This is a genomic window from Pseudoxanthomonas sp. JC1303 (assembly GCF_058448525.1).
On sequence record NZ_CP185958.1, the window covers coordinates 1,764,578 to 1,790,430 of the forward strand.

The following is a 25,853-nucleotide window of genomic DNA, read 5'->3' on the forward strand; positions in this document are numbered from 1 at the left end:
CCCGGCCGCGGATTACGGCTCGAACAGGAAGATCGCCTCGATCGGCTCCTCGAACAGGCGGGCGATCTGGAAGGCCAGCGGGAGGCTGGGGTCGTACTTGCCGGTCTCGATGGAATTGATGGTCTGGCGCGAAACCCCCAGGCGCTCGCCCAGCGCCGCCTGCGACCAGCCCCGTGCCTCGCGCAGTTCGCGCACGCGGCTGTTCACAGGTACTTCCGCATCAAGCGGACGTAGAAGCCGGTGCGCACGATCAACAGCCAGACGCCCAGCCACAGTAACGCGTTGCTGGCATCCACATGGACCACGCCGGCCTTGAGCAACACCCAGGCGGCGAAGTAGGCCTGCGCCACCACCAGCGCCGCCCACGCCCAGCTTTCCATCTCGATCTTGCGCATCAACTCGTCCAGCTGGCGCAGGTGCAGCACCATGGCCGCGGTGTACAGGCCCATGGCCAGCAGCGGCAGCACGCCCAGGCCAATGACCGTGGCCGGCGTGGCCGCGTGCGGCACCGCCCACCGCGCCAGCACCAAGGTGGCCACGTAAAGCGCCACGGCGGCCCAGGACAGCCAGGCCACGCGCCTGTCACGTGCACAGCCCGACTCGCGCGTCTCCAAGAGCTGGAAGTAGGTGCGGCGCGCGGCCGGCACCGCCAGCACCAGCAACACGATGGCGAACACACTGGCCGCGCCGGCGGCCATGCCGCGTAGCGTGTCGTGCTGCGATGCGCTCAGCTGCGGCAACAGGCCCGGCACGAGGGCCAGCAGGGCGGTGACCACGACGAAGACGGCGATCAGTGGCAGCCGCCAGCGCAACGACCGCGGCGGCTGCGTCTTGTCCTGGGTCATGCTCGATCCTCCGGCACGTTCCCGTGCGTGGGCATCAGCGCGTGGGCCGGGCAGTACCAACGTCCTGTCACGAACATCGCCACCAGCGCTCCTGCGGCGACCACCGGCAACAGGCTCCGGCACAGCGCGTCCAGGTCATACAGAACACGGGCACTGACCAGCAACGCGCCGATCAGCGCCAGCGTGGCGAGCGTGTCGATCGCAGACAGGCCACGGCCACTCCGGGCTTCCAGCAGGTTCGGTGCATCGGCCAAGCGCCGCACCGGTCGCGCGGTGGCTCCGGGTTCGACGGTGCCGGCGCAAAGCGCCAATCCGGGCAGGACCATCTCCATATGCATCCGGTGTCAAGGAAAGTTGACACCATCCTGCGCGCCGCTCTCTGCGCATGTCAAGCGTGCTTTACATGTCGCTGGCGGCGCGCGGCCGACTACTTCGAACTGACGTACTTCTCGCGACGGACCTGCGGGACCGGCAGGCCGGATTCCTTCAGCGCCTCGAAGCAGGCATCGACCATGTCCGGGTTGCCGCACAGGTAGGCGATGTCGCGGGCCGGGTCCGGCGCGATCTCCGCCAGGACCTGCTGCACGTAACCGTGGCGCATCTCTGGATGGGCCTGGCCGGGCAGGCCGCGCGACAGGCAAGGCAGGTAACGGAAACCCGGATGCGCATCGGCAAAGGTGCGGAACTCGTCGTGGTAGAGCATCTCCTGCACCGTCCGTGCGCCCTGCAGCAGGACCACCTCGACCCCGCGCGTGGACATCAGCGCGTCCAGCGCGGGCAGCATCGAGCGATAAGGCGTCACGCCGGTGCCGGTGGCGATGAGCACGTAACGTGCGTTCTGGTCACCGGTCTGTAGGCAGAACCGTCCGAAGGGCCCGCTGGCCTGGATCGTCTCGCCGATCTCCAGGCCCTCGAACAAGGCCGTCGCCGCACCCCCAGGCACATAGCTCACCGCGATCTCAACCTGGGGATCGGCGGTGGCGTCCGGCGCGCGGACATTGGCGAGCGAATAGCTGCGCCGCGTCGCCGTGCCGTCGGCATAGTCGAAGTGCACCTGCAGGAACTGCCCGGCGGTGAAGGCAAACGGCTGCCCGTCATCGCGCGCGAACGCGTAATGGCCCACGCTCGGCGCGATCATGCGCCGTTCGACGAGCTTGAGCGGAAACTGGACGATGGCCAAGGCGATGGAACGGTGTGATGCCCGGGCGCGCCGGGCGGGACGCCTATAATAGGCGGTCGACTGTCAAGCGGGCCGCGGCGCCCGCGCAAAGGCCTCTTTCATGACTGTTTCCCCCGCCGCCGGCACGGTGCCGGCGCTGTCCATCGTCGATCTCACCAAGCGCTACGACAACGGTGTGGAGGCGCTCAAGGGTGTATCACTCAATGTCGAGCCCGGCGATTTCTTCGCTCTGCTCGGTCCCAACGGCGCAGGCAAGTCCACCACCATCGGCATCGTCTCCTCGCTGGTGAACCTGACCTCCGGCTCGGCCAAGGTGTTCGGCGTGGACATCAACGCCGACCGCGGCGCGGCCATGCAGTTGATTGGCCTGGTGCCGCAGGAAATCAACTTCAACCTGTTCGAGAAGCCCTACGACATCCTGGTCAACTATGCCGGGTTCTACGGCATTCCTCGCGCGGAGGCCGGTCCGCGGGCCGAGGAAGAGCTCAAGCGCGCGCAGCTGTGGGACAAGGCCTTCCTGATGAGCCGCACCCTGTCCGGCGGCATGAAGCGCCGGCTGATGATCGCCCGCGCCATGATGACCCGCCCGCGCCTGCTGATCCTGGACGAGCCCACCGCCGGGGTGGACATCGAGATCCGCCGCGGCATGTGGAAGACGCTCAAGGACATCAACGCCGCCGGCACCACGATCATCCTGACCACGCACTACCTGGAAGAGGCCGAAAGCCTCTGCCGCAACCTGGCCATCATCAACCACGGCCGCATCGTCCAGCAGGGCCCCATGCGCACGCTGCTGGCGCAGCTGGATGTGGAAGGCTTCCTGCTGGACATCGACGGCGAGCTGCCCGCGCAGTTGCCGCAGATCGAAGGCGCCACGCTGATCGCCACCGATCCGCACACCCTGGATCTGGACATGCCACGACAGATGGACCTCAACCGCGTGTTCGCCGCGCTGGCCGATGCCGGCATCCGCGTGCGCTCGATGCGCACCAAGTCCAACCGGCTGGAGGAGCTGTTCGTGCGCATGACCGCCACGCCCGCCACCGCCCAGGAGGCCACCGCATGAATTCCCAACAGCTGGCGCCAAGCCCAAGCAACACCCAGCGCAACCTGACCGCGCTGTGGACCATCGCCCGCCGCGAAGTGGCGCGCATCCTGCGCATCTGGGGCCAGACCTTGGTGCCGCCGGCGATCACCATGACCCTGTACTTCTTGATCTTCGGCGGGCTGATCGGCTCGCGCGTGGGCGACATGGGCGGCTTCACCTACATGCAGTTCATCGTGCCGGGCCTGGTGATGATGAGCGTCATCCAGAACAGCTACGGCAACATCTCCTCCAGCTTCTTTGGGGCCAAGTTCGGCCGCCACGTCGAGGAGCTGCTGGTTAGCCCGATGCCCAACTGGGTGATCCTGCTGGGGTACGTGGCCGGCGCGGTGCTGCGCGGGCTGATGGTCGGCGCCATCGTGCTGGTGATCGCGATGTTCTTCACCCCGGTGCGCGTGCCGCATCCGTTGGTGACGCTGACCACGGTGCTGCTGGGCGCGACCATCTTCTCGCTGGCCGGCTTCGTTAACGCCGCCTACGCGCGCAAGTTCGACGATATCGCCATCGTGCCGACCTTCATCCTGACCCCGCTGACCTACCTGGGCGGCGTGTTCTATTCGGTCAAGCTGCTGCCGGGCTGGGCTGAGGCCGCCACGCATCTCAACCCGATCTTCTACATGGTCAACGCCTTCCGCTACGGCCTGCTGGGCACCTCGGACGTGCCGCTGTGGGTGGCCTACACCCTGATGCTCGGTTTCGTGGTGGCACTGGGATCACTGGGCCTGTGGCTGCTCAAGCGTGGCGTGGGCCTGCGCAGCTGACATCCGCCCAGCGCCGTGCGTCCTAGACGCACGGCCTGTCAGTGCCGCGCCGCAGCGCACTACACTTGCCGGCCATCCCCCAAGGCAAAGGAGTGCGACATGAGGCAACTGGTCATGACCATGGCGGTGCTGGGCGGCGCATTGGCGCTGGCCGCGTGCAAGCCGCAGCGCCCTCCGGCACAGGACGCTGCCGCACCCGCGGCCAGTGCGCCGGCCGAGCCGGCCTCTGCCGCGTCGAATGACGCCGCGCTGCCTGCCGCCAAGCCCTTCGATCCAGCCAACCTGCCCGTGTCGACCGTGGCGCTGGGCGAATTTCCCTATATCAGGCTGCCGGATGGCTATCAGCCGACCAACAAGACCGAACAGGCGGACTTTGATCAAGTGCCGCTGTGGACCGGCGATCGACTTGAACCCGTCGAAGGAAAGATCTGGTGGAGCGGCGTCAGTGCAGTCGATGGCAAGACGTTTTCCCCTCTGGAGCTGATCCGCAACATCGAGCGTGCCGTCACCATGATGGGCGGTCAGAAAATCTTCGACGGAAACATTCCCGACGAAGCGAAGGACAAGCTCCAGTCCTGGCCCGGCGAGCCGCTCGTGCGGTTCAACGATGGCCTGGGCAACGTGCTGGGAAACCAGGTCGAGGTCTTCGTGGTCCATCGTGCCGACCGAGACATCTGGATCAATCTGGCCAGCTATCAGTTCGGCGCCGGTCTGGTCATCGCCGAGACCAAGCCGCTCCAGATCACTGCAGGTCTTTTGCCAGCGGCGGAGATGAAGGCGCAGATCGACAAGGCCGGCAAGGTTGCGTTGCACGTCAACTTCGCCACCGACAAGACCGACATCCTGCCAGACTCGCAGCCGCAGATCGCCCAGGTGGTGCAGCTGCTCAAGGACGACCCCACCTTGCAGCTGGCGGTGAACGGTTATACCGACAACACCGGTGACCCGGCGCATAACACGGACCTGTCCGAAGGCCGGGCGAAGGCCGTCGTGGCTGCCGTGACGGCTCAGGGAATCGACGCCTCGCGCTTGAGCGCGGCCGGCTTCGGTGATGCCGATCCGGTCGCCGACAACGCGACCGAAACGGGCAAGGCGCAGAACCGGCGCGTGGAACTGGTCAAGCGCTGAGCATGATGCGTGGTGGCCCGCTGTGTTGAACACAGCAGGTCGCCCTGGCCGCCGTTGCGTGATTCCATGGGAGTCCCCTACAGCAAGGCACGTGCATGCGCATTCTGGTTCTTGGCGCCGGTGGGACCGGCGGGTATTTCGGTGGGCGACTGGCCCAGGCCGGCGTGGACGTGACCTTCCTGGTGCGGCCGGCGCGGGCGGCGCAACTGCAGCGCGATGGACTGGTGATCCGCAGCCCGCTGGGCGATGCGCAGTTCCCAGTGGCACAGGTCACCGCCGATGCGCTGCCTGCGCTGGCGGCCGAGCAGCCGTTCGACCTGGTCCTGTTGAGCTGCAAGGCCTATGACCTGGACAGCGCGATCGACGCCATCGCCCCGGCCGTCGGCCCGCACACCGTCGTCTTGCCGATCCTCAATGGCCTGCTGCATTACGCGGCGCTGGATGCCCGCTTCGGCGCGGATCAGGTGCTGGGTGGGCTGTGTTTCATCAGTGCGACGAAGGGCGAGCGCGGCGAAGTGCTGCACCTGGGCAAGCGCGCTTCGCTCACCTTCGGCGAGCGGCACGGCGCGGGCGATGCGCGGCTGCAGGCCCTGGCCCGCACCTGCCAGCAGGCGGGCGTGGACTACGAATACCGCACCGATATCGCGGTGGCGCAATGGACCAAGTACAGCTTCCTCACCGCGCTGGCGGCGGCGACGTGCCTGATGCGCGGCAGCATCGGCCAGATCGTGGCCAGCGAGGGCGGGCGCGACTTCATGACCGGGCTATACGGGGAGTGCCTGGAGGTGGCCGATGCGTCTGGCTCTCCGATTCCGGAAAGCGCCCAGGTCGCAATGCTGGAACTGCTGACCCAGCCCGATTCCCCGCTGACCGCCTCGATGCTGCGCGACCTGCAGAGCGGCCAGCGCGTGGAGGCGGCGCATATCGTGGGCGACATGGTCCATCGCGCCGCGCATGCGGGTTTGCGCACGCCGCGCCTTGAAACCGCCTGGATCCATCTGCAGGTGTTCCAGGCGGCGACTGACAGCTGAGGCCTTCGCGCCGCGGTGACGCTGCACTGCCGATGCTCCGACGCCAAGATCGGCGTGGAGCAGGGCAATGAAGGCGTTCGAGAAGGTGTTCCTGATCGGCCACGTGGCCGTGATCGCGCTGTTCGTGCTGTGCGGCGTGGGCCTGATGTGGATGGCCGGCGCCGAGCTGCTGCACGCCTTCCAGCAGGATGTTGAGAACACCCGCGCGCGCTTCAATCTGGTGCTGGAGTGCATTGGCCTGCTGACCATCGCGCTGGTGTCGATGGAGCTGGCCCAGACCATCTTCGAAGAAGAGGTGATGCGCGACGTCAAGGTCAGCGGGCCGACCCGTGTGCGTCGCTACCTGTCGCGTTTCATGGTGGTCGTCGTGATTGCGCTGTCGATCGAAACGCTGGTCATGACCTTCGAACTGGTCCACGAAGACCCCAGCAAGTTGCCCTATGCAGGGACCATTGGCCTGGCCGCCGCGGCGTTGCTGATCGCCTGGGGCGTGTTCGTCAAGCTCAACTGCGCCGCCGAAGCGCTGGAGCCCGAAGCCATGGAAGACGCCAAGCGCGAAGATGACGAGGTGGAGTGAGCCGATGCCGGTGCCGCGCTAGGCGGCCGGCAGTCCGAAGAACGTCCGCGACGTCTCCATGGTCTGGGTGGCCGTGACCGCCAGTGCCTCACCACGATCATGCGCCACTTCCTCGGCGATGTGGGCCAGGAACGCCGGCTCGTTGCGACGATCCTTCGGCAGGGGCTTGAGCGTACGCGGTAGCAGATAGGGCGCGTCGGTCTCGATCATCAGCCGGTGCGCCGGGATATGCGGCACCAGTTCGCGCAGGTGCGCGCCGCGGCGCTCGTCGCACAGCCAGCCGGTGATGCCGATGTGCCAGTCCTGGTCCAGATAGTCGAACAGCTCCTCGCGGGTGCCGGTGAAGCAATGCACCACCGCCGGCGGCAGCTGGCCGTCGAACTGCTTCATCACCGCCATGAAGTCTTGGTGGGCATCGCGCTGGTGCAGGAACAGCGGCTTGCCGGTGTCCACCGCGGTCTGCAGCTGGCGCTCGAACGCCCTGCGCTGCGCCGGGCGCGGGGAGAAGTCGCGATTGTAATCCAGGCCGCATTCGCCCACCGCGACGACTTCGGGCTGGGAGAGCAGGGCGCGCATTTCGGCATCGCACTCCTCGGTGTATTCGACCGCGTGGTGTGGATGCACGCCGGCGGTGGCGAACAGGAACCCAGGATGCGCGCGTGCCAGCTCCAGCGCCTTGGGCGAGTGCTCGCGGCTGGCGCCGGTGACTACCAGCTGGGCCACGCCGGCCTCGCGCGCGCGCTGCAGCACGGCGTCGCGGTCGCGGTCGAAGGAATCATGAGTGAGGTTGGCGCCGATATCGATAAGCTGCATGCAGGGCGAAACGTGATGTGGGGTGCCCAATTGTAGGGCGCTGGCGCCACGCCCCTTATCCTTGTGCGCAATGTCCGCGCCGTCCTTTCCCATTTCACCGCTGCTGCCGCAGATCACCGCGTCGCTGGCCACGCATCCGCGCCTGGTGCTGGAAGCGCCGCCCGGCGCCGGCAAGACCACCCAGGTGCCGCTGGCGCTGCTCGACGCGCCGTGGCGGGAGAATCGCAGGATCGTGATGCTCGAACCACGCCGCGTGGCCGCGCGCGCGGCGGCCGGCTTCATGGCCCGCCAGCTGGGCGAGGCGGTCGGTGAGACCGTCGGCTATCGCATCCGCTTCGAGAACAAGGTCGGCCCGCGCACGCGGATCGAGGTCGTCACCGAAGGCATCCTCACCCGCATGCTGCAGGACGACCCACTGCTGGAAGACGTTGGCGCGCTGTTGTTCGATGAGTTCCACGAACGCCATCTGGCCGGTGACCTCGGCCTGGCCCTGGCGCTGGACGTGCAGGCCGGCCTGCGCGAGGACCTGCGCATCGTGGTGATGTCGGCGACCCTGGATGGCGAACGCCTGTCGCAATGGCTGGACGCCCCGCGCCTGACCAGCGACGGACGCAGCTTTCCAGTGGCGGTGTCGCACTTCCCCGCGCGTCGCGATGAAGCCCTGGAGTCGCAGGTGCGCCGCGCGGTCGAACAGGCCCTGGCCGAACAGCCCGGCGACCTGCTGGTGTTCCTGCCCGGCCAGCGCGAGATCGGCCGCGTTGAGGCCGCGCTGGGCCACAGCAGCGCGCTGGGCGAGGTGCGCGTGCTGGCCCTGCACGGTGAGCTGCCGGTCGAGCGCCAGTCCGAAGTCTTGCAACCCGATGCGGAGGGTCGCCGCCGCGTGGTGCTGGCCACCAACGTGGCCGAATCCTCGGTGACCCTGCCCGGCGTGCGGGTGGTGATCGACAGTGGGCTGGCGCGCGAGCCGCGTTTCGATCCCAACAGCGGCTTCTCGCGGCTGGATGTGGTCCACATCGCCCAGGCCTCGGCCGACCAGCGTGCCGGCCGCGCCGGGCGCGTGGCCGAAGGCGTCGCGTGGCGACTGTGGCCGGCCTCGCAGCGACTGGAGCCGCAGCGCCGTCCGGAATTGGTCCAGGTGGAACTGGCTTCGCTGGCGCTGGAACTGGGGGCCTGGGGCAGTGATGACCTGCGTTTTCCCGATGCACCGCCGGCCGGCGCCCTGGCCGCCGCGCGCGACCTGCTGCGCAAGCTGGGTGCGCTGAGCGACGCCGGCACCATCACCGAGACGGGCCGCAGGATGCTGCGCCTGGGCACCCATCCGCGCCTGGCGGCCATGCTGCTGGCTGCGCCGGCTGGTCCGCAGCGTGCAGTGGCGTGCGACCTGGCCGCACTCATCGAGGCGCGCGATCCGCTGCGCCAGGCCGGCGACGGCCTGGCCGCACGTTGGCGCGCGCTGGCCGCGTTCCGCGGCGGGCGCGTGCCCGGCGATGCACATCGTGGTGGCCTGGCGGCTATCGATGCAGCGGCCAGGCAATGGCGTCGCCGGGTGCGCGAGGATGCCGTCGCGCCACGCGAACTGGACGCGCACGTCCTGGGCGACCTGCTCGCCCACGCCTTCCCCGATCGCATCGGCTTCCGCCACCCCACCGATCCGCTGCGCTATGCCCTCAGCAACGGCCGCACCGCGCGTCTGTTTGACGACAGCACGCTGCGCGGCGAGCCGTGGATCGTGGCCAGCGAACTGCGTTTCGAAGCGCGCGATGGTCTGATCCTGCGCGGTGCGCCGGTGGACGAAACGGCGCTGCGCGGCGCCTTTCCCACGCGGTTCTCCATTGGCGACCACGTGCGCTGGGATGCGGAGCGGCGGGCGCTGGTGGCGCAGCGCGAGTCGCGCTTCGATGCGATCGTGCTGGATGCACGACCGGCCGGTCGGGTCGACCCGGCCCAGGCCGCCGACGCGTTGACCGCGGCGGTGCGCGAGCTCGGCATCGACGCGCTGCCCTGGACCGAAGGCCTGCAGCAGTGGCGCGCCCGGGTGCGCAATCTGCGGCAGTGGATGACCGAGCTGGACCTGCCCGACCTGTCCGACGCGGCCTTGCTGGATACGCTGGATGACTGGCTCAAGCCCGCGTTCGCCGGCAAGACCCGGCTGGATGCCCTGGACGAAAGCGAACTGGGCGAAGCCCTCCGGTCTGGGCTGGACTGGTCGTTGCGCCAGCGCATCGACACGCTGGCACCCACGCGCATCATCGTGCCGTCCGGCCTGGAGCGCCGCATCGACTATGGGGTGGAACACGACGGCAGCCCGCGCGCACCGGTGCTGGCGGTCAAGCTGCAGGAACTGTTCGGCCTGGGCGACACGCCACGGATCGCCGACGGCCGCGTGGCGCTGACCCTGCATCTGCTCTCGCCCGGCGGCAAACCGCTGCAGGTCACCCAGGACCTGCGCAGCTTCTGGGCCAACACCTACGCCGAGGTGCGCAAGGAAATGAAGGGGCGCTATCCCAAGCATCCCTGGCCCGATGACCCCTGGAGTGCAACGGCCACGTACCGGGCCAAGCCACGCGGCACCTGACGGGCCGGTTCAGCTTGCGGAAGGCTGCATCCATGCCCGCACACGCCTTGTCCACACAGCCGGGGCGAGACTGAATGCCTTCCATCCTCACGGGGCCCGGCAATGAGCAAGCTTTCCAATATCAGCGACCGCGCGCTGGAAACCGCGTTGGACTTGGTCCACCAGGCAAGCGGCGGTCTGCGCAGTGCGCGCAGCAGCGTGCGCGACATGATCCCGTCACGTCGCTCGAAGACGCAGAAATTCATCCGCAACAGCGCCGCCATCGGCGCGGTGCGCACCGGCAGCAAGGCCGCCGGCACGTTCGTCAAGCGCAATCCGGTGGCTGTCAGCGCCGTGGCGGCAGTGGGCGTTGGTCTGCTTGGGTATGCCGTGTTCCGGCGCTACAAGCAGAAGCAGGCGCAGGCGATCGAGAGCACCTCGCGCCGCCTTGAGCCGGCGACCACGCGTGGCAACGCGGGCGTGCGTGCAGCCCGGGTCACCCGCTATACGCGGGCGGCGCCGAAGGCCCCGACCGACGCCTGATCATCGGAACTGAGTCCTCGACCACGCCGCTTCGCCACCGCGGGGCGATGTGGTCGAGCCAGTGTCATGACCATCCCGGCGCCCCGCCTAAGCGGGGCGTTGTGCTGTGCAGAGCCGCTAGGACTGTTCGAAGCGCCACTCACCGGGCTGGAGTCTGCCGAGTGCCACTTCGCCCATGGACGCGCGCACCAGGCGTAGCGTGGGCAGACCGACGGCTGCGGTCATGCGTCGCACCTGCCGGTTGCGCCCCTCGTTGATGGTCAGCTCCAGCCAGGCATCTGGCACGGTCTTGCGTATGCGCACGGGTGGGTCGCGCATCCACAGCGTGGGGGGCTCGGCCAGCAGGCGCACGCGCGCCGATCGGGTCAGGCCGTCCTTCAGTTGCACACCCCGCTGCAGGGCCTGCAGCTGCGGCTCGCTGGGCGCGCCCTCCACCTGCACCAGATAGGTCTTGGGCTGCTTGTGGCGTGGATCGGTGAGTCGGTGCGCCAGCGCGCCGTCATCGGTGAGCAGCAACAGGCCTTCACTGTCGTAGTCCAGTCGACCGGCCGCGTACACGTCCTTTGGCAGGCCGAACCCGGCCAGCGTGCGCCGTGGCGGATCGCTGCGGTCGGTGAACTGGCACAGGACATTGAAGGGCTTGTTGAGGGCGATCAGCACGCGTTGCGGGCTCGGTGGGACGGGCGCCGCATTATCGGTCAAGGCCAGGGGCGTGGATTTGACCCGCATATCGATGCGACCTACCGTTGCGCTTCGGGACCGGGACGGTCCATGCCAGCCGTCAAGGTTCGAGCCCTCAAGCTTTCAAGGATTCCGGAGAGCACGCATGTATGGTCCACCCCGGAGATCACCTCATATCGGCCAAGCGATCACGCGCTGGTTACCGATCGGTGTGATCACGACTTTCTTCTTCATCGCAGGGTGTCAGTCCGCCATGTCCACACAAGCCGCCTCTGCTTCGATGCATGCCTCAGGCAACACGCTGCCGCTGCGCTTCAAACGACACAACTTCGACGCGTACTGCTACAACACGCTGGATTGCCAGGTCGTTTACGACGGCACGAATCACACGCGCACTTCGACCGGCCAGCGCTCTGGCCCACCCCCTGCGGCCGATTACAAGGAGCGAACCTGGGGGGGAGCCTCGTATCTGGACGTCAAGAACTTCCCCGCGCCTGCGCAGCTGAAGTGGACTTCGCTCGACGGGCAGACGCACGAAGACAGCATTGATCTAAGCAAGATCTTTGCCGACGAACGCGTGCTGCACTCCGTGCCGGATGCGCAGATTCCCGATCATAGCTTCGAAGGTCCGGCCGGCGAACCCAATATCTTCATCGAGGTCAACGACCGAACGGTTTCGGTCTACATGAAGATGCTCATCCCGACCAAGGAACCACAGATTCCGGGAAACGCGAACAGCTATTTCCGCGATGACCTCATCAAGGCCTGGAGCAAGACCTACTAAGGAGCACGACGATGGGTGGCCGCAAAGAGGATGGCGAACCACACAAGCAGGATGCTGACGGTCTCCTTGGAGACGGCGTCTCTTTTTATGCGGCCGGGCCCGGCAGGCTCGATGAATTCCAAGCGGCGGGCGAAAGACTTTCTGGGTTCGAAGTCCCCGCGCTGATTGGCCCGGACCACCCAGACCGCAAACTCTTCGTCGCCGCATTCGACGGGACGGGCAACGACGCGGATAAGGATCCGAATCACGCCACCAACGTCGCTGCAATCCGAGATCAGATCAACGACAGGAAGAAGAGCGGTGACACGCAGGTCATGGTGGGGTATGTCGCTGGTCCAGGGACGCAGGATGGCATTCTCGCACGGACGCTGGATGGAGCGACCGGGCACACCTACGATCAGCGCCTTGAGGCGATGTACAAGCAGTTCATCGATCAGGCGGCGCGATGGCGACAGGAGAACCCCAACGCTCAGATCTCGGTCGCCGATATCGGCTTCAGCCGCGGCGCCGAGCAGGCGGCGGGTTTCTCGCGTCTGGTGGATGAGCGCGGCATCCAGGATCCGTCCGGTGCGCGCTATGAGCGCGACAGCGACGGCCAGATCAAGGGCGTCAGCTACACCAAGCCGCCGCTGGTCGCGCCGGGGCAAGTGGCGCAGGCGGTGGGGCTGTTCGACCCGGTGGGCACGGGCGATCCGGTCAAGCATCAGGATCGACGCCTGCCGCCTTCGGTGATCTCCGGCTTCCAGCTGATTTCCGAGGATGAGCGGCGCGGTCTGTTCAAGTCCACGCACATCATCGATCCGGGGCAGACAGCCGATGGACGCTTCCTGGGCGTCTACGTGCCGGGTGCACATTCGGATGTCGGCGGGGGCTATCACCGCGACGGGCTGTCCACGCGCAGCGGCAACCTGATGATCGACTACCTCAACGCGCTCAGCGACCAGCCCTACCTGGACAAGCGCCCGGTGATGGACGACCCGCGACGCGATGTCATCCATCGCTCCGAGGAAGGCATGCTGATCTATCGGATCGGCAGCAAGGTCGACCGGCTGCAACCGGAAGGCTACGTGGAGCGGCTGGTCCCCAAGCGCCAGGTGGACAAGGTGCCCGACGCCTACAACGCCGAGCCGGTCGATGTGGCCCTGCGCGATCGCTTCGAGTGCCAGACGGTCGGCGTCGGTGTCCCGGTGCCGGCGCCCACGTCCAGCGATCTGCGCCCCGCGCCGGTCCCGGCGTCGCCCACCGCTGGCATGGCCCATGCCGATGCCGCGCTCTACCAGGCCCTGCGTGCGCAGCTGCCCGCCACGATGGCCGATGAGCGGGTCATGCAGGCCACCGTGCAGGCGCGCCGCGAAGGCATCGCGCCGGGGGCGCTAGGCGGCGCGGTCGAGCGCGAAGGTCGCCTGTGGGTGGTCGGCACCACGACCGGTTACCGCGCGCAGATCGACCTGTCGCAGCCGGCCCCGCCGATCCAGGAATCCATGCGCCAGCTGCAGTCGCTTGCGCCGGCCCAACACACCGGCGCACCGCAGCAGGGCGTGGGACAACCCGAGGCACCAGGCCAGGCGCCGCCGGTCCGCGGCGGCCCCTGACCGGCCCGGGGTCAGCGCGGGAACTCGGTTGGCATCTCCAATTGCACGATCGCCTCGCTGAGGTCGTCCAGCCGTGCCGACAACGCGGCCTGGGCGTCGTACAGACCCCGGTTGTAGAAATAGCCGCCGATTTCACCGGTGAAGAAATCCAGCAGGAATTCGGCATCGAAGCGGCCGATCTCCTGACGCAGCTCCTGGTCGAAATACAGCTGGATGCGCCGGACGATGGCCGCCTTCTCTTCGGCGCTGAACTGGATCTGCGCCATCGCTCAGGGTTTGACGAACTTCAGCGTCATTCGGTCGCTTTCGCCGATGGCCTGGAACTTGGCGTCCTCGGCCTGCGCGTGGCGGTTGGTCGGCGGCAGGGTCCACACGCCGCCCGGATAGTCCTTGGTGTCGCGTGGATTGGCGTTGACCTCGCTCTGGTCGGCCAGCTTGAAGCCGGCGCCCGTCGCCAGGGCGATCACTTGCTGCTGGCCGACGTAGCCGCTCTTGTCATCGTCGGCGACGTCGGCCTTGGCCCGGTGCTCGACCACACCCAGCGTGCCGCCGGGCTTGAGCACGGCAAAGAACGCCTTGAACATCGCCTCGGCGTTGTCGGACATGCGCCAGTTGTGCACGTTGCGGAAGGTCAGCACCACGTCGGCCGAGCCGGCCGGGCCGAACACCGGGGTGGCCGGTGCGTAGCCCACGATCCGAGCGCCTGAGAACTGCGCCGGTGCCGCGTCGAAGCGGGCCTGCAGGCTGTCCCGGGATTTTTGCTGGTAGGCCCGCGATCCCTCGGCCACCGCCGCCGGGTCGACCACCGCGGCCACGTAGTGGCCGGCGTCTTTCAGGTACGGGGCCAGGATCGCCGAATACCAGCCGCTGCCGGGCGTGATCTCCACGACGGTGTCGCTGGGCTTGATGCCGAAGAAGGCCAGCGTCTGCGCCGGATGGCGGTAGCGGTCGCGAGCGGTTTCATCGGCGGGGCGCCAGGGCCCGTCCACCGCCGCCTGCAGCGAGGCCGAAGCCGGGGTGGGCGTCTGTGCCGAGAGGCTGGTCGGAGCTATCAGCGCGCACAGCGCGAAGGCCGCGAGTGATCGTCGCATGACCCGTTTCCTTCAAAAATGGTGGGATCCGAAGCTAGCACGCAAGGGCGCGTCAGACCTTGCATGCACGTCAGGTTAAACGCAGGCGTCTTACGGTGAGCGGTGTTGCTTCCCCCCGTTGCAAGGAGATCCTTCATGTCCAAGCCCATCCAGCGTCCCCTGGGCGCCTCTGGCATCACCGTGGCGCCTCTGGCCCTCGGCGGCAATGTGTTCGGCTGGAGCGTCAAGGACGCGGCCGGCGCCGGCAAGCTGCTCGATGCCTTCGTCGAGGGAGGCTTCAACCTGATCGACACCGCCGATGTGTATCCCGCCTGGGTGCCGGGCAATCGAGGGGGTGAATCCGAAGCACTGATCGGCCAGTGGCTCAAGACCAGTGGCAAGCGCGACCAGGTGGTGCTGGCGACCAAGGTGGCCAAGTGGGGGGAGCGTCTGGGCCTGTCGCCGGACAATATCGAGGCAGCGGTCGACGATTCGCTGCGCCGCCTGCAGACCGATTACATCGATCTCTACCAGGCCCATGAGGACGATACCTCCATCCCACTCGAGGCGACCCTGGGCGCATTCTCCAGGTTGATCCAGAAGGGCAAGGTGCGCGCCATCGGTGCCTCCAACTACAGCGCCGAACGCATAGCCGAAGCGTTCAAGGTTTCCCAGGAGCAGGGTTTGCCGCGCTACGAGAGCCTGCAGCCGGAGTACAACCTCTACGATCGCGCCGGCTACGAGGACGAACTGGAGCCGCTGGTGAAGGCCGAAAACATCGCGGTCATCAGCTATTACGCGCTGGCCAGCGGCTTTCTCAGCGGCAAGTACCGACAGGAAAGCGACGCCGCCAAGAGCACCGCGCGCGGCGCGCAGGTCGTCAAGCGCTATCTCAACCCGCGCGGCAAGGCGATCCTGGCCGCCCTGGACGAGGTGGCGGCCGCGCAGCGGGCCACCCTGGCCCAGGTCGCACTAGCCTGGCTGATGGCGCGCGATTCGGTCACCGCCCCGATTGCCAGCGCCAGCAACGTGGAGCAGCTGCAGGACATCATGAAGGCGGCCGCCCTGCAGCTCACTGCCGACCAACTCCAGGCTCTGGACCAGGCCAGCGCGGGTTGATGTCACGTCATGATCCAGGGCGCGCGGCCTCCACCGCGCGCTTACCCGGCGCGCGCGAGAGTGCCTGCGACCGTCCGGCCGTGCATGGGCGGCGATGGAGGTCGCCATGCCCACACCCCGCACCGAACCGACACCGTCCGACCCGGGCGAACTGCCGCGCCTGCCACCCGGCGCGCAGGAGCGACCCGCTCCGATCCAGGCCGGCGACCCGCCCGCCACCGATCCCGACAATCCTGGCCAGCTTCACTGAACACGCCCGCCGGGCTCGACAGACGAGGCGGAGCAGTTCAGATTCCCACGCTTGCCAGCGCATGGGGCTTGGCATCGACGGAGCGTGGCTTAGAATGTATGTAAACGTTTTCACGGCGGGATGGGATGTCAAACTCGGAACGGATTGAAACCCTCATCGCACAGATGACGGTCGAGGAAAAAGTCGGTCAGCTCGGCATCTTTGCCGATGCCCTGCGCCCGTTCGCACCGGATGTGAATCCCGAGGCCAACGCCCAGGGCGTGGCCGAGGTGCGCGAGGGGATCCGGGCCGGCCGCATCGGCGCGCTGTTCAACGGCGTGGGCGCGGCCCTGGGCCGCGAGGCCCAGCGCATCGCGGTGGAAGAGTCGCGCCTGGGCATCCCGCTGCTGCTGGGGTCGGACGTGATCCACGGCATGCGCACGGTGTTCCCGATCCCGTTGGGCGAGGCAGCCAGCTTCGAGCCGGACCTGGCCCGCCGCACGGCGCGCGCCACCGCCGTCGAGGCCACGGCCGCGGGCATCCACTGGACCTTCGCGCCGGCCGTGGACATCGCCCGCGACCAGCGCTGGGGCCGCGGTGCCGAGGGCGCCGGCGAGGACGTGGTGCTGGGCTGCGCCTTCGCCGCCGCGCGCGTCAAGGGGTTCCAGGGCGAGGCCGGGCTGGAGGCCGAGGATTGCCTGCTGGCCACGCCCAAGCATTTCGCCGCCTACGGCGCGGTGGCGGGCGGCATGGAATACAACACCGTGGACATCTCTGTGCAGACCCTGCGCGATGTCCATCTGCCGCCGTTCAAGGCGGCGCTCGATGCCGGTGCGATCACCGTGATGAGCGCCTTCAACGACATCAACGGCGTGCCGGCCAGCGCCAACCGCTGGCTGATGACCGACCTGCTGCGCGGTGCCTGGCAATTTCCGGGCCTGGTGGTCAGCGACTACACCGCCGACATGGAGCTGGTGGCCCACGGCTACGCCGCCGACGACCGCGACGCCACCCGCAAGGCCTTCACCGCCGGCCTGGACATGTCCATGCAGAGCGGCTTCTACGAGAAGCACCTGGGCGAGCTGGTGGAGACCGGCGAGGTGTCCATGGCCCAGCTGGACGAAGGTGTGCGCCGGGTCCTGCATGTGAAGGAGCGCATCGGCCTGCTGGACAACCCATACCGCTCGCTCGACCCGGCGCGCGAAGCCGATACCTCGCACCTGCCGGCCCATGAGGCCCTCAGTCGTGATGCGGCGCGCCGCTCCATCGTGCTGCTGAAGAACGAAGGCGACGTGCTGCCGTTGAAGAAGACCGGGCAGAAGATCGCCCTGGTCGGGCCGTTCGCGCGCGATACCGACAATATCGAGGGGTGCTGGACGCTGTTCGGCGACAAGTCGCGCTACGTCACCCTGGAGGCCGGGGTCCGTGCCGCCCTGGGGGACCAGGCCTCGCTCCTGGTCGAGGATGGCTGCGGACTGGAAGCACCCATCGAGGGCGGCATCGAGGCCGCGGTGGCCGCGGCCCAGGCCAGCGACGTGGTGGTGCTGGCCATCGGCGAGCCGCAGCGCTACAGCGGAGAGGCCCAGTCGCGCACCCAGATCGTCGTGCCGCCGGCGCATCAGGCCCTGGCCGAGGCGCTGGCCGCCACGGGCAAGCCGCTGGTGGTGCTGCTGCGCAACGGCCGCGCGCTGGCACTATCCGGTGCGGTGCGCGAGGCGGCGGCGATCGCGGTGACCTGGTACCTGGGCAGCCAGACCGGACATGGCGTGGCCGACATGCTGTTCGGCGACTACAACCCCGCCGGCCGCCTGCCGGTGAGCTTTCCGCAGGACTCGGGCCAGCAGCCGCTGTTCTACAACCGCCCGCGCACCGGCCGCCCTGAGCTGCCCGGCGTGACCGAATACAAGTCGCGCTGGCGCGAGATCACCGCCGATGCGCTGTACCCGTTCGGTCATGGCCTGTCCTACACCACCTTCGACTACGGCCCACCGCGGCTTTCAACCGCCACGCTGGGCTGGAACGACACGCTCACCGTCACCGCCACGGTCACCAACACCGGGCAGGTCGCCGGCGAGACCGTGGTGCAGCTGTACGTGCACGACAAGGTCGCCAGCCGGGTCCGCCCGGTGCGCGAACTGAAGGGTTTCTCCAAGGTGGCCCTGCAGCCGGGCGAATCGGCCGAGGTCAGCTTCACCCTGGACCGCAGCCTGCTGGCGTTCACCGGCGCGGATTTGAGCTTTGGTGCCGAGCCGGGGGCATTCGACCTGTGGGTCAGCCAGTGCTCGGCCAGCGGCACGCCGGTGCAGTTCGAGTTGTTGCCGCCGCCCAGGGGCTGACCGAGCCCGGCCCTGGCCGGGCGCCCCCGGCCGGGTCGCGCCTGCGCATCGCGATCACGCACGAGCGGCCAAGCTTGAAGCTCGGGCCGCCGCCCGTCGTGCGTCGCACCCGTGCGGGTTGCGGCCAGGACGCGGCCGATCATTGCAATGGGAGTGCGCATGAACGTTTTCATCATCGGCGCCACCGGCTATATCGGTGGCACCGTTGCCGAGCGGCTGCTGGCGGCCGGGCATCGGGTCCGTGGCCTGGTCCGGCGCTCGGATCTGGCCGAGCGGCTCGGCGCGGCGGGGATCACCCCGGTGCTGGGCACCCTGGATGACGGCGAAATCCTCGCCCGCGAGGCGCGCCGCGCCGACGCGGTGATCAATGCCGCCAGCAGCGACCATCGCCCGGCCATCACCGCCCTGCTCGCCGCGCTGCAGGACACCGGCAAGACCCTCATCCATACCAGCGGCATCGGCGTGATCGCCGACGACGCCCGCGGCCAGGCCGGCGATGCGCGGATCTTCGACGAGGACGACCCGCTGCCGGTCGCGCCGGGCAGGCAGGCACGCCGCGCGCTGGACCAGGCCGTACTCGCCGGCGGTGACAGCGGCCTGCGCGGCATCGTGCTGTGCAACGCCATGGTCTACGGCGAGGGTCGTGGCCTGCAGCGTCACAGCGCCCAGATCCCCGGCCTGCTCAAGCCGGCCCAGCGCGATGGCATGGTCCATGTGCTGGGCGCAGGGGCCAACCGCTGGTCCAACGTCCACGTGGACGACCTGGCCGAGCTCTACCTGCTGGCGCTGGAACACGGCCCGGACGGCGCGTTCTATTTCGCGGAGAACGGCGAGGCCTCCTTCGCCCAGATCGGCGGCGCCTTGGCCAATCGGCTGGACCTGGGGCCGGTGCAGCCCTGGACGCTCGAACAGGCGGCTGCCGAGTGGGGTCATGACCAGGCGCTTGCGTTGTTCGGCTCCAATGCGCGGGTCCGCGCCAAGCGGGCGCGGGAGGAACTGGGTTGGGCGCCACGCCACGATTCGGTCACCCGCTGGATCGAGACCGACATGCCGTTGGACTGAGCGGCCCCTTCCTCGACGATCGAAGGCCTTGCCGCATGCAGATCGAATTCCTGCCGGTGCCGATGCCGGACCACTTACGGCTGCCCGTGCGCCTGTATCGCGGCGTGCTGGACGAAGGTGGTGAGCCGCTGGATGCGGCCGGCTTCGAGGCGCGTTTCATCGCCCACGGCTGGTGTCCGCAGTGGCGCTCGGGGCTGTACCGCCAGCAGCACTATCACGCCAACGCGCACGAGGCGCTGGGTGTGTTCGCCGGCCAGGCACTGCTGCAGCTCGGCGGTCCGGAGGGCATCGAGCTGCGCGTGGGGCCGGGCGATGCACTGCTGCTGCCGGCGGGCACCCCGCATCGGAGCCTGCAGGCCACGCGCGATTTCTGCGCGGTGGGAGCGTATCCACCCGGCCAGCGATGGGACCTGCACCTCGACGTGCCCGGTGTCGACGTGCGGGGGGCTATCGCCGCGGTGCCGGACCCGACGTGCGACCCGATCACCGGACAGGCGTTCGCCGCCGTCCCCGGGACCTGAGTCGCCGCGGCTAGCGCAGCAGCCAGTCGCGCAGCGCGCTGCTGATCGCCTCGGGCTGTTCCATCGGGCTGAGATGCCCGGACTGCGGCACACGGACCAGCGTGGCGTCGGGCAACAGGGCAGCCATCTGTTCGTGCACGGCTGGCGGGGTGATGCCGTCGTGCTCGCCCACCAGCACCAGGGCGGGCCGGTCGAAGGCCCGCAGCACCGCGCCGCCGTCTTGGCGCTCGAACCCGCTCTGGCGCAGGAACACCTCGGCGCCCAGGCGTTGGGTCATGGCCCGGATGCGGTGCATCAACGCGGTATCGCCGTGGTGCACCGGATCGGTGTAGGCGCGCATCAGGCTGTCGCCGAAGCCGTGGAAGGCGCCCTTGCGCACCGCAGCCTCCTGCGCGCGCCGCTGCTGCGCTCGCTCCGGCGTGTCGGCTGTGTACGAGGTATCCAGCAGGGCCAGGCGCGTCACGCGATGCGGCGCCTGACGCAGGATCTCTTGGGCCACATACCCGCCCAGCGAGAACCCGGCCAAGGCGAACGCGGGCGGCGCGGCATCCAGGACCTGTTCGGCGACCTCGCCCAGGGTGTCAGCACCGGTCAGGTCGCCGACCTGGCAGTCGGCGATGTCGGACAACGCCTCGAGCTGGTCGCGCCACAGTTCGCCATCGTTGAGCAGCCCGGGCAACAGCAGCAGGTCGGGGCGCGCACTCATGCCGAGGTCGGTCGGCGCATGTCGAACATGGCTTCCGGGGTGAGGCGCGCATAGGCGCCCGGGCCGCCGGCGCGCAGGATCGGCGCGGCCGCCGCGGTGTCGTACACGCCGTCGACCAGGTAGCGCGGGTCGATGTGCACGCCGACCACTTCGCCCAGCACCAGCCACTGCTCCAGGGCCTGGCCACGTGCATCGGTGAGCTGCAGCAGCTGGGTCAGGCGGCACTCGAAGGCCGCCGGCGTGCCGGCCACGAACGGGGCGTCGACCACCTGCCCATCCAAGGCCTGCAGGCCGCTGCGCTCGAACTCGTCGACCTGCGCCGGGTAAGGCGCCGAACTCTGGTTCATCTGCGTGGCCTGGGCGGCAGTGGCCAGGTTCCAGGTGAACACCCCGGTGGCCTCGATATTGCGCACGCTGTCCTTCCAGCCCGAACTGCTGAAGCCGATCAGCGGCGGGCTATCGCCGAACGCGCCGAAGAAGCTGTAGGGCGCCAGGTTACGCACGCCGTCGGGCGAGACCGAGCCGATCCAGCCGATCGGGCGCGGCGCGATGATGGCCTTGAACGGGTCGTGGGCCAGGCGGTGGCCTTCGGCGGGGCGATAGAAGTGCAGGTCGGTCACGCGTGGATCCATGAACGCAGGGGAGGCCGACAGGATGCCTGTGCCCGCGCGTCGATGCCGACAACGCTGCTTTCCGGTGTCCCGTTATTTGAGATACGAGCGCAGCAGCTTGTTCACCGCCGCCACCTCCTCGCGGCGCGTGGCGGCGTGCTGCTCGTCGGCGACATGGGACTGCATGTGGCCCTCGAGCACTTCCAGCAACAGGCTCTGCGCCGCGCCACGGATCGCGGCGATCTGAGTCAGCACGGCCAGGCATTCCGGCTCGCCGGCGAGCGCGCGCTCCAGCGCGGCGACTTGGCCCTTGAGGCGTTTGACGCGCGGCGACAGGCGCGGCGCATCGTGGATCAGGTGGGACATCGCGCGGCCGCTCCGCATACCATGGGGGGGTATCCTACACCCGCCTCCCGGTCCCCATGTCCCTCGACGCCGCGCTCGCCGCCCACCGCCACGACCACCAGTACGTCACTGGCAACAGCGCCGGGGAGCGCAACACCCGCCGCGCGGTGATCCTGACCGCGGTGATGATGGTGGTGGAGATCGTCGGCGGCTGGGTGTTCAACTCCATGGCGCTGCTGGCCGATGGCTGGCACATGAGCTCGCACGCGCTGGCGCTGGGCCTGTCGCTGCTGGCCTACGCGGCGGCGCGTCGCTACGCGCGCGACGGGCGTTTTGCCTTCGGCACGTGGAAGATCGAGATCCTCGGCGGCTACACCAGCGCCGTGCTGCTGCTGTGCGTGGCGCTGCTGATGGCCTGGCAGTCGGCCCAGCGCCTGGTGGCGCCACTGCCGATCCACTACGACCAGGCTATCGTGTTGGCCGTGGTCGGGCTGGGCGTGAACCTGGTCTGCGCCTGGTGGCTGAAGGACGACCACCACCATCATCATCACCACGGGCACGATCACGGCCATGCGCATCACCACCATGATCACCCCGGGCATGACCACGCCCACGGCGAGCACGACCACCACGCCGATCTGAACCTGCGTGCGGCTTACCTGCATGTGCTGGCCGACGCGGCGACTTCGGTATTGGCCATCGTGGCCCTGCTGGCTGGCCGCCTGTTTGGCGTGGTGTGGCTGGACCCGGTGATGGGCATCGTCGGCGCGGTGCTGGTGACAGTGTGGGCGATCGGCCTGCTACGCAGCACCGGGCGGGTGCTGCTCGATGCGGAGATGGACGCCCCCGTCGTGGCCGAGGTGCGCGAAGTGGTCGCCGCCCTGCCGCAGCCCACCGCCCTGAGCGATCTGCACGTCTGGCGCGTCGGGCGTGGTCAGTACGCGGTGATCGTCAGCCTGGTCAGCAGCGTGCCGCTGTCGCCCCAGGGCGTGCGCGAGGCGCTGGCGGTGCACGAGGAACTGGTCCACGTCACCGTGGAGATCAACGCAGCCCCGGCGACATAGAGCCCTTCGGGCTCAGGTAGGGGCCACCATGGCGGCGAAAGGCTCCACCGGGGAAGTCGCATCGCCGCCATGGCGGCTCCCACAGGAATAGCCTTCAGCCGCGCGGCCCCAGGACCGAGGCAACACGGCGCGCGCGCGCATCGTCGAACGGGCCGACCACCGCGAAGCTGGTGTTGCCATGGGACCAGTACTGGGCCAGCAGGTCACCATCACGACGCTGTCCCGGTTCGCGGAACCAGCCGCCGGGCCGCAGATACACGCCGATCCGCGCGCCCTGGGCATCGGCGTAGACCAGCATCGCCGCCGCGCCCTGCTCGGTGGACAGGCGCTGCCCGCCGACCAAGTGGAAGCCCTGCGCCTGCAGGTTGGGCACCGTGCCTACAGCGCCGAAGTTCCGTTCCAGCCAGTCCTGCAGCTGCGCGCGCGAGGCGGTGTCCAGCGTCGGGACGGTGTCGCTGGCTGCAAAGATGCGGTAGGCCGAGACTGCGTCGGCCATTGGCAGGCGCGCGGCGGCGACCTGGGCCTGCTTGGCCTGCCAGCCCACGCCGGTGCCGACGCCCAGGGCCAGCAGCACGCTGGCGGCGATCCCCAGCCGGGAGCGCCGACGTGCGCGCACCTGGCGTCGCACCCGCGCCGGGTCCAGCTGCGGGTTGGCCGGCCAATGCTCGGGCAGGGCCTGCTGTGCACGCAGGTGTTCGGCATCGCGCTTCCAGTCGGCCACGCGCGCGGCGCGCGCGGGATGCGCGGCCAGCCAGCGTTCCACGTCGGCACGTGCCTCGGGCGAAAGCTGCCCGTCCACGTAGGCGTGCAGGTCGGCTTCGCTGGGGGCCAGGTGGATCATCGCAACACCTTCAACGTGGGACGTGCCGGCTTGGGATCGGTCTCGCTGGCCGCCCGCAGGGCCTGGCGGGCGCGGGCCAGGCGCGACATCACCGTGCCGACCGGCACCTCGAGCGTGTCGGCGACCTCGCGATAGCTGAAGCCCTCGACGCTGACCAGCAGCAGCAGCGCGCGCTGCTCGCTGGGCAAGGTGTCGAAGGCGGCCAGGCTGGCGTGCGCACTGGCCACGCGCTCGGCCGACGGCGCGGTGTCCGCCTCGCCGCCGCCAAACAGCTGCGCCAGCCGGCGCCAGCGCTGCCCACGGCGGTGTTCATCGACAAACTGCCGGTACAGGATGGAAAACAGCCAGCTCTGCAGCGCGTCGGGCGTGTGCCGCGTGCGTCCATGGGTGAGCGCGCGTTCGAGCGTGCCCTGGACCAGATCGTCGGCCGCGGCCGGCTCATGCACCAGCGAGCGCGCAAAGCGGCGCAGGCGCGGAATCAGCGCGCGCAGGGTGGCGTCATCGAGGTCGTGGGCGGCAGGCATCGTCGGGGCCGAAGGGGGCGTCCTGGGTGAGACGTGCAGGCACTCAGGATATTCCATCGCCCGCTTCCCGCCGGTGGATCGCGGGGCCGTGTGCAGCGGCGGGAATAATTTCCACGCAGGCGCGTCATACCCATATCCCACCCCACGGCAGGAACCCGCATGTCGCAGCCTCTTCCCCCCAATCCACCCCCGGCCCGGCGCAGCGCATGGCCTGCGCTGCTGGGCATCGCCGCGATCGTGGCCGTCATCGCCGGCGCCTTTGCCTGGGTCGGCGGCTGGCTGGGCGGGCGCGGCCTGACCCCGCAGCAGATGACCGACACCATCGAGAACGGCAAGCCGCATCCCGGCTTCCGCCGTGCCCACAGCAAAGGCGTGTGCGTGGCGGGCAACTTCCAGCCCAGCGCGCAGGCGCCGCAGCTGTCGCGCGCGCGCATCTTCACTCAGCCCAGCACGCCGGTGGTCGGGCGCCTGTCCATCGCCGGCGGCGACCCGCATGGCGCCGATGCGCAGGCGCGCGTGCGCAGCCTGGCGCTGCTGCTGAAGACCGATGATGGCCAGGAATGGCGCACGGCGATGAACAGCTTCCCGTTCTTCGTTGTCGCCACCCCGCAGGGCTTCCAGGCGCAGAACCTGGCCTCGCGGCCCGACCCGGCCACCGGCAAGCCGGACCCGGCCAAGATGGCGGCCTTCCTGCAGCAGTATCCGGAGGCCAAGAAGTTCATCGCCTGGGCCAAGTCCGCGCCGTGGTCCAACAGCTGGGCGAACACCCAGTTCAACGGCGTGGACAGCTTCTGGTTCACCAACGCGCAGGGACTGCGCCGCGCAGTGCGCTGGTCGATGCGGCCGCATGCGCCGTTCCAGGACCTCAGCGCCGAGCAGCGCGCCCAGTCCGACGCGGACTTCCTCAGCGAGGAGTTCGCCACGCGCCTGGCCCAGGGCCCGCAGCAGTGGGATCTGGTGGTAACCCTGGCCCAGGACGGCGATGCCATCGACGACCCGTCCCAGCCTTGGCCGGACGCGCGTCCGCAGGTGGTGGCCGGCACCCTGACCGTCAATGCGATGCAGCCGCAGGACACCGGCCCCTGCCGCGACCTCAACTACGACCCGACCGTGTTGCCCGATGGCATGGCGCCGTCCGATGACCCGATCCTGGCCGCACGCTCGGCCGTGTACTCGGTGTCCTTCAACCGCCGCGAACATGAGATCGGCACCGGCCAGGCGCCCGACGCCGCCGGCGCCAAGGGAGAAGCGAAATGAACCGCCACGGACACTTCGACGCGCTGGCCCGCACGCTGCACTGGCTGATGGCCGCCGCGATCCTCGCCATGCTGTTCATTGGCGCCGGCATGGTGGTCTCGCTGGCGTGGCGGCCGACCTTGCTGGACCTGCATCGGCCGTTGGGCATCGCCATCCTGCTGCTGGTCGTCGTGCGCCTGGTCAACCGCCTGCGCAGCCCACCGCCGCCGCTGCCGGCCGACCTGCCGGCGATCCAGAAGCTGGCCGCGCACGCCTCGCACTGGGTGCTGTACGGGTTGATGTTCGCCATGCCGCTGATCGGCTGGGCGATGCTGTCGGCCGGCGGCTACCCGATCACCCTGGGCGGCGGCGTGCACCTGCCGGCCATCGCCCCGCACAGCGCGGACCTGTACGCCGTGCTGCGGCCGGCGCACACGGTGCTGGCCTATGTGCTGTTCGCCACCGTGCTGGGGCACCTGGGCGCGGCGCTGTTCCATGCCTGGGTGCGCCGCGACGGCGTGTTTTCCAGCATGGCGCGCAGTGGGAAATCCCCGCGCTGATGCGATCGTGGGAGCCGCCATGGCGGCGATGAAGC

Annotated in this window: 29 protein-coding genes and 1 pseudogene; 17 read left to right on the plus strand and 13 right to left on the minus strand. The window is 68.8% G+C overall.

Going from position 1 to position 25,853, the window contains the following annotated elements:
* Positions 1-12: 12 nt before the first annotated feature.
* From ACORQU_RS07730 to ACORQU_RS07745, 4 genes are all read right to left on the minus strand, one after another.
* Entirely contained in the window at positions 13-207 is a 195-nt protein-coding gene (locus tag ACORQU_RS07730) for a helix-turn-helix transcriptional regulator (protein ID WP_491644354.1), read from the minus strand.
* Positions 204-845 carry a hypothetical protein gene (locus tag ACORQU_RS07735; RefSeq protein ID WP_491644356.1) on the minus strand — a complete coding sequence of 214 codons (642 nt, stop codon included), beginning with the start codon at positions 843-845 and terminating at the stop codon, positions 204-206. The genes ACORQU_RS07730 and ACORQU_RS07735 overlap by 4 nt, the downstream gene beginning before the upstream one ends.
* Positions 842-1,177: a hypothetical protein gene (locus tag ACORQU_RS07740; protein ID WP_491644357.1), complete on the minus strand. Its 336-nt coding sequence runs from the start codon at positions 1,175-1,177 to the stop codon at positions 842-844. The genes ACORQU_RS07735 and ACORQU_RS07740 overlap by 4 nt, the downstream gene beginning before the upstream one ends.
* A 95-nt stretch (positions 1,178-1,272) precedes the next feature.
* A complete protein-coding gene (locus ACORQU_RS07745) occupies positions 1,273-1,983 on the minus strand; it encodes an FAD-binding oxidoreductase (RefSeq protein ID WP_491645005.1) in 711 nt (236 codons plus the stop codon).
* A 142-nt stretch (positions 1,984-2,125) separates the two neighbouring features.
* Between ACORQU_RS07745 and ACORQU_RS07750 the strand changes: the two genes are divergently transcribed.
* The 5 genes from ACORQU_RS07750 (at position 2,126) to ACORQU_RS07770 (ending at position 6,627) form a co-directional block, all read left to right on the plus strand.
* Entirely contained in the window at positions 2,126-3,091 is a 966-nt protein-coding gene (locus tag ACORQU_RS07750; protein ID WP_491644359.1) for an ABC transporter ATP-binding protein, read from the plus strand.
* On the plus strand, positions 3,088-3,891 hold the full coding sequence (locus ACORQU_RS07755) for an ABC transporter permease (protein WP_491644361.1): 804 nt from the start codon (positions 3,088-3,090) through the stop codon (positions 3,889-3,891). The genes ACORQU_RS07750 and ACORQU_RS07755 overlap by 4 nt, the downstream gene beginning before the upstream one ends.
* Before the next feature lie 99 nt (positions 3,892-3,990).
* Positions 3,991-5,019 (plus strand): OmpA family protein, encoded by a 1,029-nt coding sequence (locus ACORQU_RS07760; RefSeq protein WP_491644363.1) that lies wholly within the window; start codon positions 3,991-3,993, stop codon positions 5,017-5,019.
* Between the two features lie 95 nt (positions 5,020-5,114).
* On the plus strand, positions 5,115-6,050 hold the full coding sequence (panE, locus tag ACORQU_RS07765; protein WP_491644365.1) for a 2-dehydropantoate 2-reductase: 936 nt from the start codon (positions 5,115-5,117) through the stop codon (positions 6,048-6,050).
* A 67-nt stretch (positions 6,051-6,117) separates the two neighbouring features.
* Positions 6,118-6,627 (plus strand): hypothetical protein, encoded by a 510-nt coding sequence (locus ACORQU_RS07770; protein ID WP_491644366.1) that lies wholly within the window; start codon positions 6,118-6,120, stop codon positions 6,625-6,627.
* An 18-nt stretch (positions 6,628-6,645) separates the two neighbouring features.
* Here ACORQU_RS07770 and ACORQU_RS07775 read toward each other — a convergent pair whose 3' ends face one another.
* On the minus strand, positions 6,646-7,440 hold the full coding sequence (locus ACORQU_RS07775; RefSeq protein ID WP_491644368.1) for a TatD family hydrolase: 795 nt from the start codon (positions 7,438-7,440) through the stop codon (positions 6,646-6,648).
* 70 nt (positions 7,441-7,510) lie between these two features.
* Here ACORQU_RS07775 and hrpB point away from each other — a divergent pair, with 70 nt between their 5' ends.
* Both hrpB and ACORQU_RS07785 read left to right on the plus strand, forming a co-directional pair.
* Positions 7,511-10,015, plus strand: a complete 2,505-nt coding sequence (gene hrpB, locus ACORQU_RS07780) for an ATP-dependent helicase HrpB (RefSeq protein WP_491644370.1) — start codon at positions 7,511-7,513, stop codon at positions 10,013-10,015.
* Positions 10,016-10,117: 102 nt separating this feature from the next.
* Positions 10,118-10,537, plus strand: coding sequence for a hypothetical protein (locus ACORQU_RS07785; RefSeq protein ID WP_491644372.1), 420 nt, complete (start codon positions 10,118-10,120; stop codon positions 10,535-10,537).
* A 117-nt stretch (positions 10,538-10,654) separates the two neighbouring features.
* Here ACORQU_RS07785 and ACORQU_RS07790 read toward each other — a convergent pair whose 3' ends face one another.
* Positions 10,655-11,197: a pseudouridine synthase gene (locus ACORQU_RS07790; RefSeq protein WP_491644374.1), complete on the minus strand. Its 543-nt coding sequence runs from the start codon at positions 11,195-11,197 to the stop codon at positions 10,655-10,657.
* 166 nt (positions 11,198-11,363) lie between these two features.
* Here ACORQU_RS07790 and ACORQU_RS07795 point away from each other — a divergent pair, with 166 nt between their 5' ends.
* Entirely contained in the window at positions 11,364-12,002 is a 639-nt protein-coding gene (locus ACORQU_RS07795) for a hypothetical protein (RefSeq protein ID WP_491644376.1), read from the plus strand.
* Positions 12,003-12,013: 11 nt separating this feature from the next.
* On the plus strand, positions 12,014-13,594 hold the full coding sequence (locus ACORQU_RS07800; protein WP_491644378.1) for a phospholipase effector Tle1 domain-containing protein: 1,581 nt from the start codon (positions 12,014-12,016) through the stop codon (positions 13,592-13,594).
* A gap of 11 nt (positions 13,595-13,605) precedes the next feature.
* Here the strand turns inward: ACORQU_RS07800 and ACORQU_RS07805 are convergent, their stop codons facing one another.
* Entirely contained in the window at positions 13,606-13,860 is a 255-nt protein-coding gene (locus ACORQU_RS07805) for a DUF2164 domain-containing protein (protein ID WP_491644379.1), read from the minus strand.
* A gap of 3 nt (positions 13,861-13,863) precedes the next feature.
* Positions 13,864-14,685 carry a class I SAM-dependent methyltransferase gene (locus tag ACORQU_RS07810; protein ID WP_491644381.1) on the minus strand — a complete coding sequence of 274 codons (822 nt, stop codon included), beginning with the start codon at positions 14,683-14,685 and terminating at the stop codon, positions 13,864-13,866.
* Between the two features lie 135 nt (positions 14,686-14,820).
* Here ACORQU_RS07810 and ACORQU_RS07815 point away from each other — a divergent pair, with 135 nt between their 5' ends.
* From ACORQU_RS07815 to ACORQU_RS07835, 5 genes are all read left to right on the plus strand, one after another.
* Positions 14,821-15,783, plus strand: a complete 963-nt coding sequence (locus ACORQU_RS07815; RefSeq protein WP_491644383.1) for an aldo/keto reductase — start codon at positions 14,821-14,823, stop codon at positions 15,781-15,783.
* A 106-nt stretch (positions 15,784-15,889) separates the two neighbouring features.
* Positions 15,890-16,033, plus strand: coding sequence for a hypothetical protein (locus ACORQU_RS07820; protein WP_271647897.1), 144 nt, complete (start codon positions 15,890-15,892; stop codon positions 16,031-16,033).
* A 125-nt stretch (positions 16,034-16,158) separates the two neighbouring features.
* Positions 16,159-18,348, plus strand: a complete 2,190-nt coding sequence (locus tag ACORQU_RS07825; protein ID WP_491644385.1) for a glycoside hydrolase family 3 N-terminal domain-containing protein — start codon at positions 16,159-16,161, stop codon at positions 18,346-18,348.
* 159 nt (positions 18,349-18,507) lie between these two features.
* Complete coding sequence (locus tag ACORQU_RS07830) at positions 18,508-19,410, plus strand: NAD-dependent epimerase/dehydratase family protein (RefSeq protein WP_491644387.1); 903 nt, start codon at positions 18,508-18,510, stop codon at positions 19,408-19,410.
* 35 nt (positions 19,411-19,445) lie between these two features.
* Complete coding sequence (locus tag ACORQU_RS07835) at positions 19,446-19,931, plus strand: cupin domain-containing protein (protein WP_491644389.1); 486 nt, start codon at positions 19,446-19,448, stop codon at positions 19,929-19,931.
* A gap of 10 nt (positions 19,932-19,941) precedes the next feature.
* On the opposite strand, the gene ACORQU_RS07840 is transcribed toward ACORQU_RS07835, so the two are convergent.
* The 3 genes and pseudogenes from ACORQU_RS07840 to ACORQU_RS07850 all read right to left on the minus strand — a co-directional run bounded on the left by ACORQU_RS07840 (position 19,942) and on the right by ACORQU_RS07850 (position 21,614).
* A complete protein-coding gene (locus ACORQU_RS07840; protein WP_491644390.1) occupies positions 19,942-20,862 on the minus strand; it encodes an alpha/beta fold hydrolase in 921 nt (306 codons plus the stop codon).
* Positions 20,772-21,269 (minus strand): annotated as a pseudogene (locus ACORQU_RS07845) (flavin reductase family protein); the annotation flags it as partial. The gene ACORQU_RS07840 and the pseudogene ACORQU_RS07845, both read right to left, overlap by 91 nt.
* 72 nt (positions 21,270-21,341) lie before the next feature.
* Positions 21,342-21,614 (minus strand): metal/formaldehyde-sensitive transcriptional repressor, encoded by a 273-nt coding sequence (locus tag ACORQU_RS07850; RefSeq protein ID WP_271647891.1) that lies wholly within the window; start codon positions 21,612-21,614, stop codon positions 21,342-21,344.
* A 56-nt stretch (positions 21,615-21,670) separates the two neighbouring features.
* Here ACORQU_RS07850 and dmeF point away from each other — a divergent pair, with 56 nt between their 5' ends.
* Complete coding sequence (dmeF, locus tag ACORQU_RS07855; protein ID WP_491644392.1) at positions 21,671-22,657, plus strand: CDF family Co(II)/Ni(II) efflux transporter DmeF; 987 nt, start codon at positions 21,671-21,673, stop codon at positions 22,655-22,657.
* A gap of 94 nt (positions 22,658-22,751) precedes the next feature.
* Here the strand turns inward: dmeF and ACORQU_RS07860 are convergent, their stop codons facing one another.
* On the minus strand, positions 22,752-23,498 hold the full coding sequence (locus ACORQU_RS07860) for an anti-sigma factor family protein (protein WP_491644394.1): 747 nt from the start codon (positions 23,496-23,498) through the stop codon (positions 22,752-22,754).
* Positions 23,495-24,022, minus strand: coding sequence for an RNA polymerase sigma factor (locus ACORQU_RS07865; protein ID WP_491645006.1), 528 nt, complete (start codon positions 24,020-24,022; stop codon positions 23,495-23,497). Before ACORQU_RS07865 ends, ACORQU_RS07860 begins: the two co-directional genes overlap by 4 nt.
* Positions 24,023-24,181: 159 nt before the next feature.
* Here ACORQU_RS07865 and ACORQU_RS07870 point away from each other — a divergent pair, with 159 nt between their 5' ends.
* Positions 24,182-25,279, plus strand: coding sequence for a catalase family peroxidase (locus ACORQU_RS07870; RefSeq protein WP_491644396.1), 1,098 nt, complete (start codon positions 24,182-24,184; stop codon positions 25,277-25,279).
* Positions 25,276-25,818 (plus strand): cytochrome b, encoded by a 543-nt coding sequence (locus ACORQU_RS07875; protein ID WP_491644398.1) that lies wholly within the window; start codon positions 25,276-25,278, stop codon positions 25,816-25,818. The genes ACORQU_RS07870 and ACORQU_RS07875 overlap by 4 nt, the downstream gene beginning before the upstream one ends.
* Positions 25,819-25,853 lie beyond the last annotated feature (35 nt).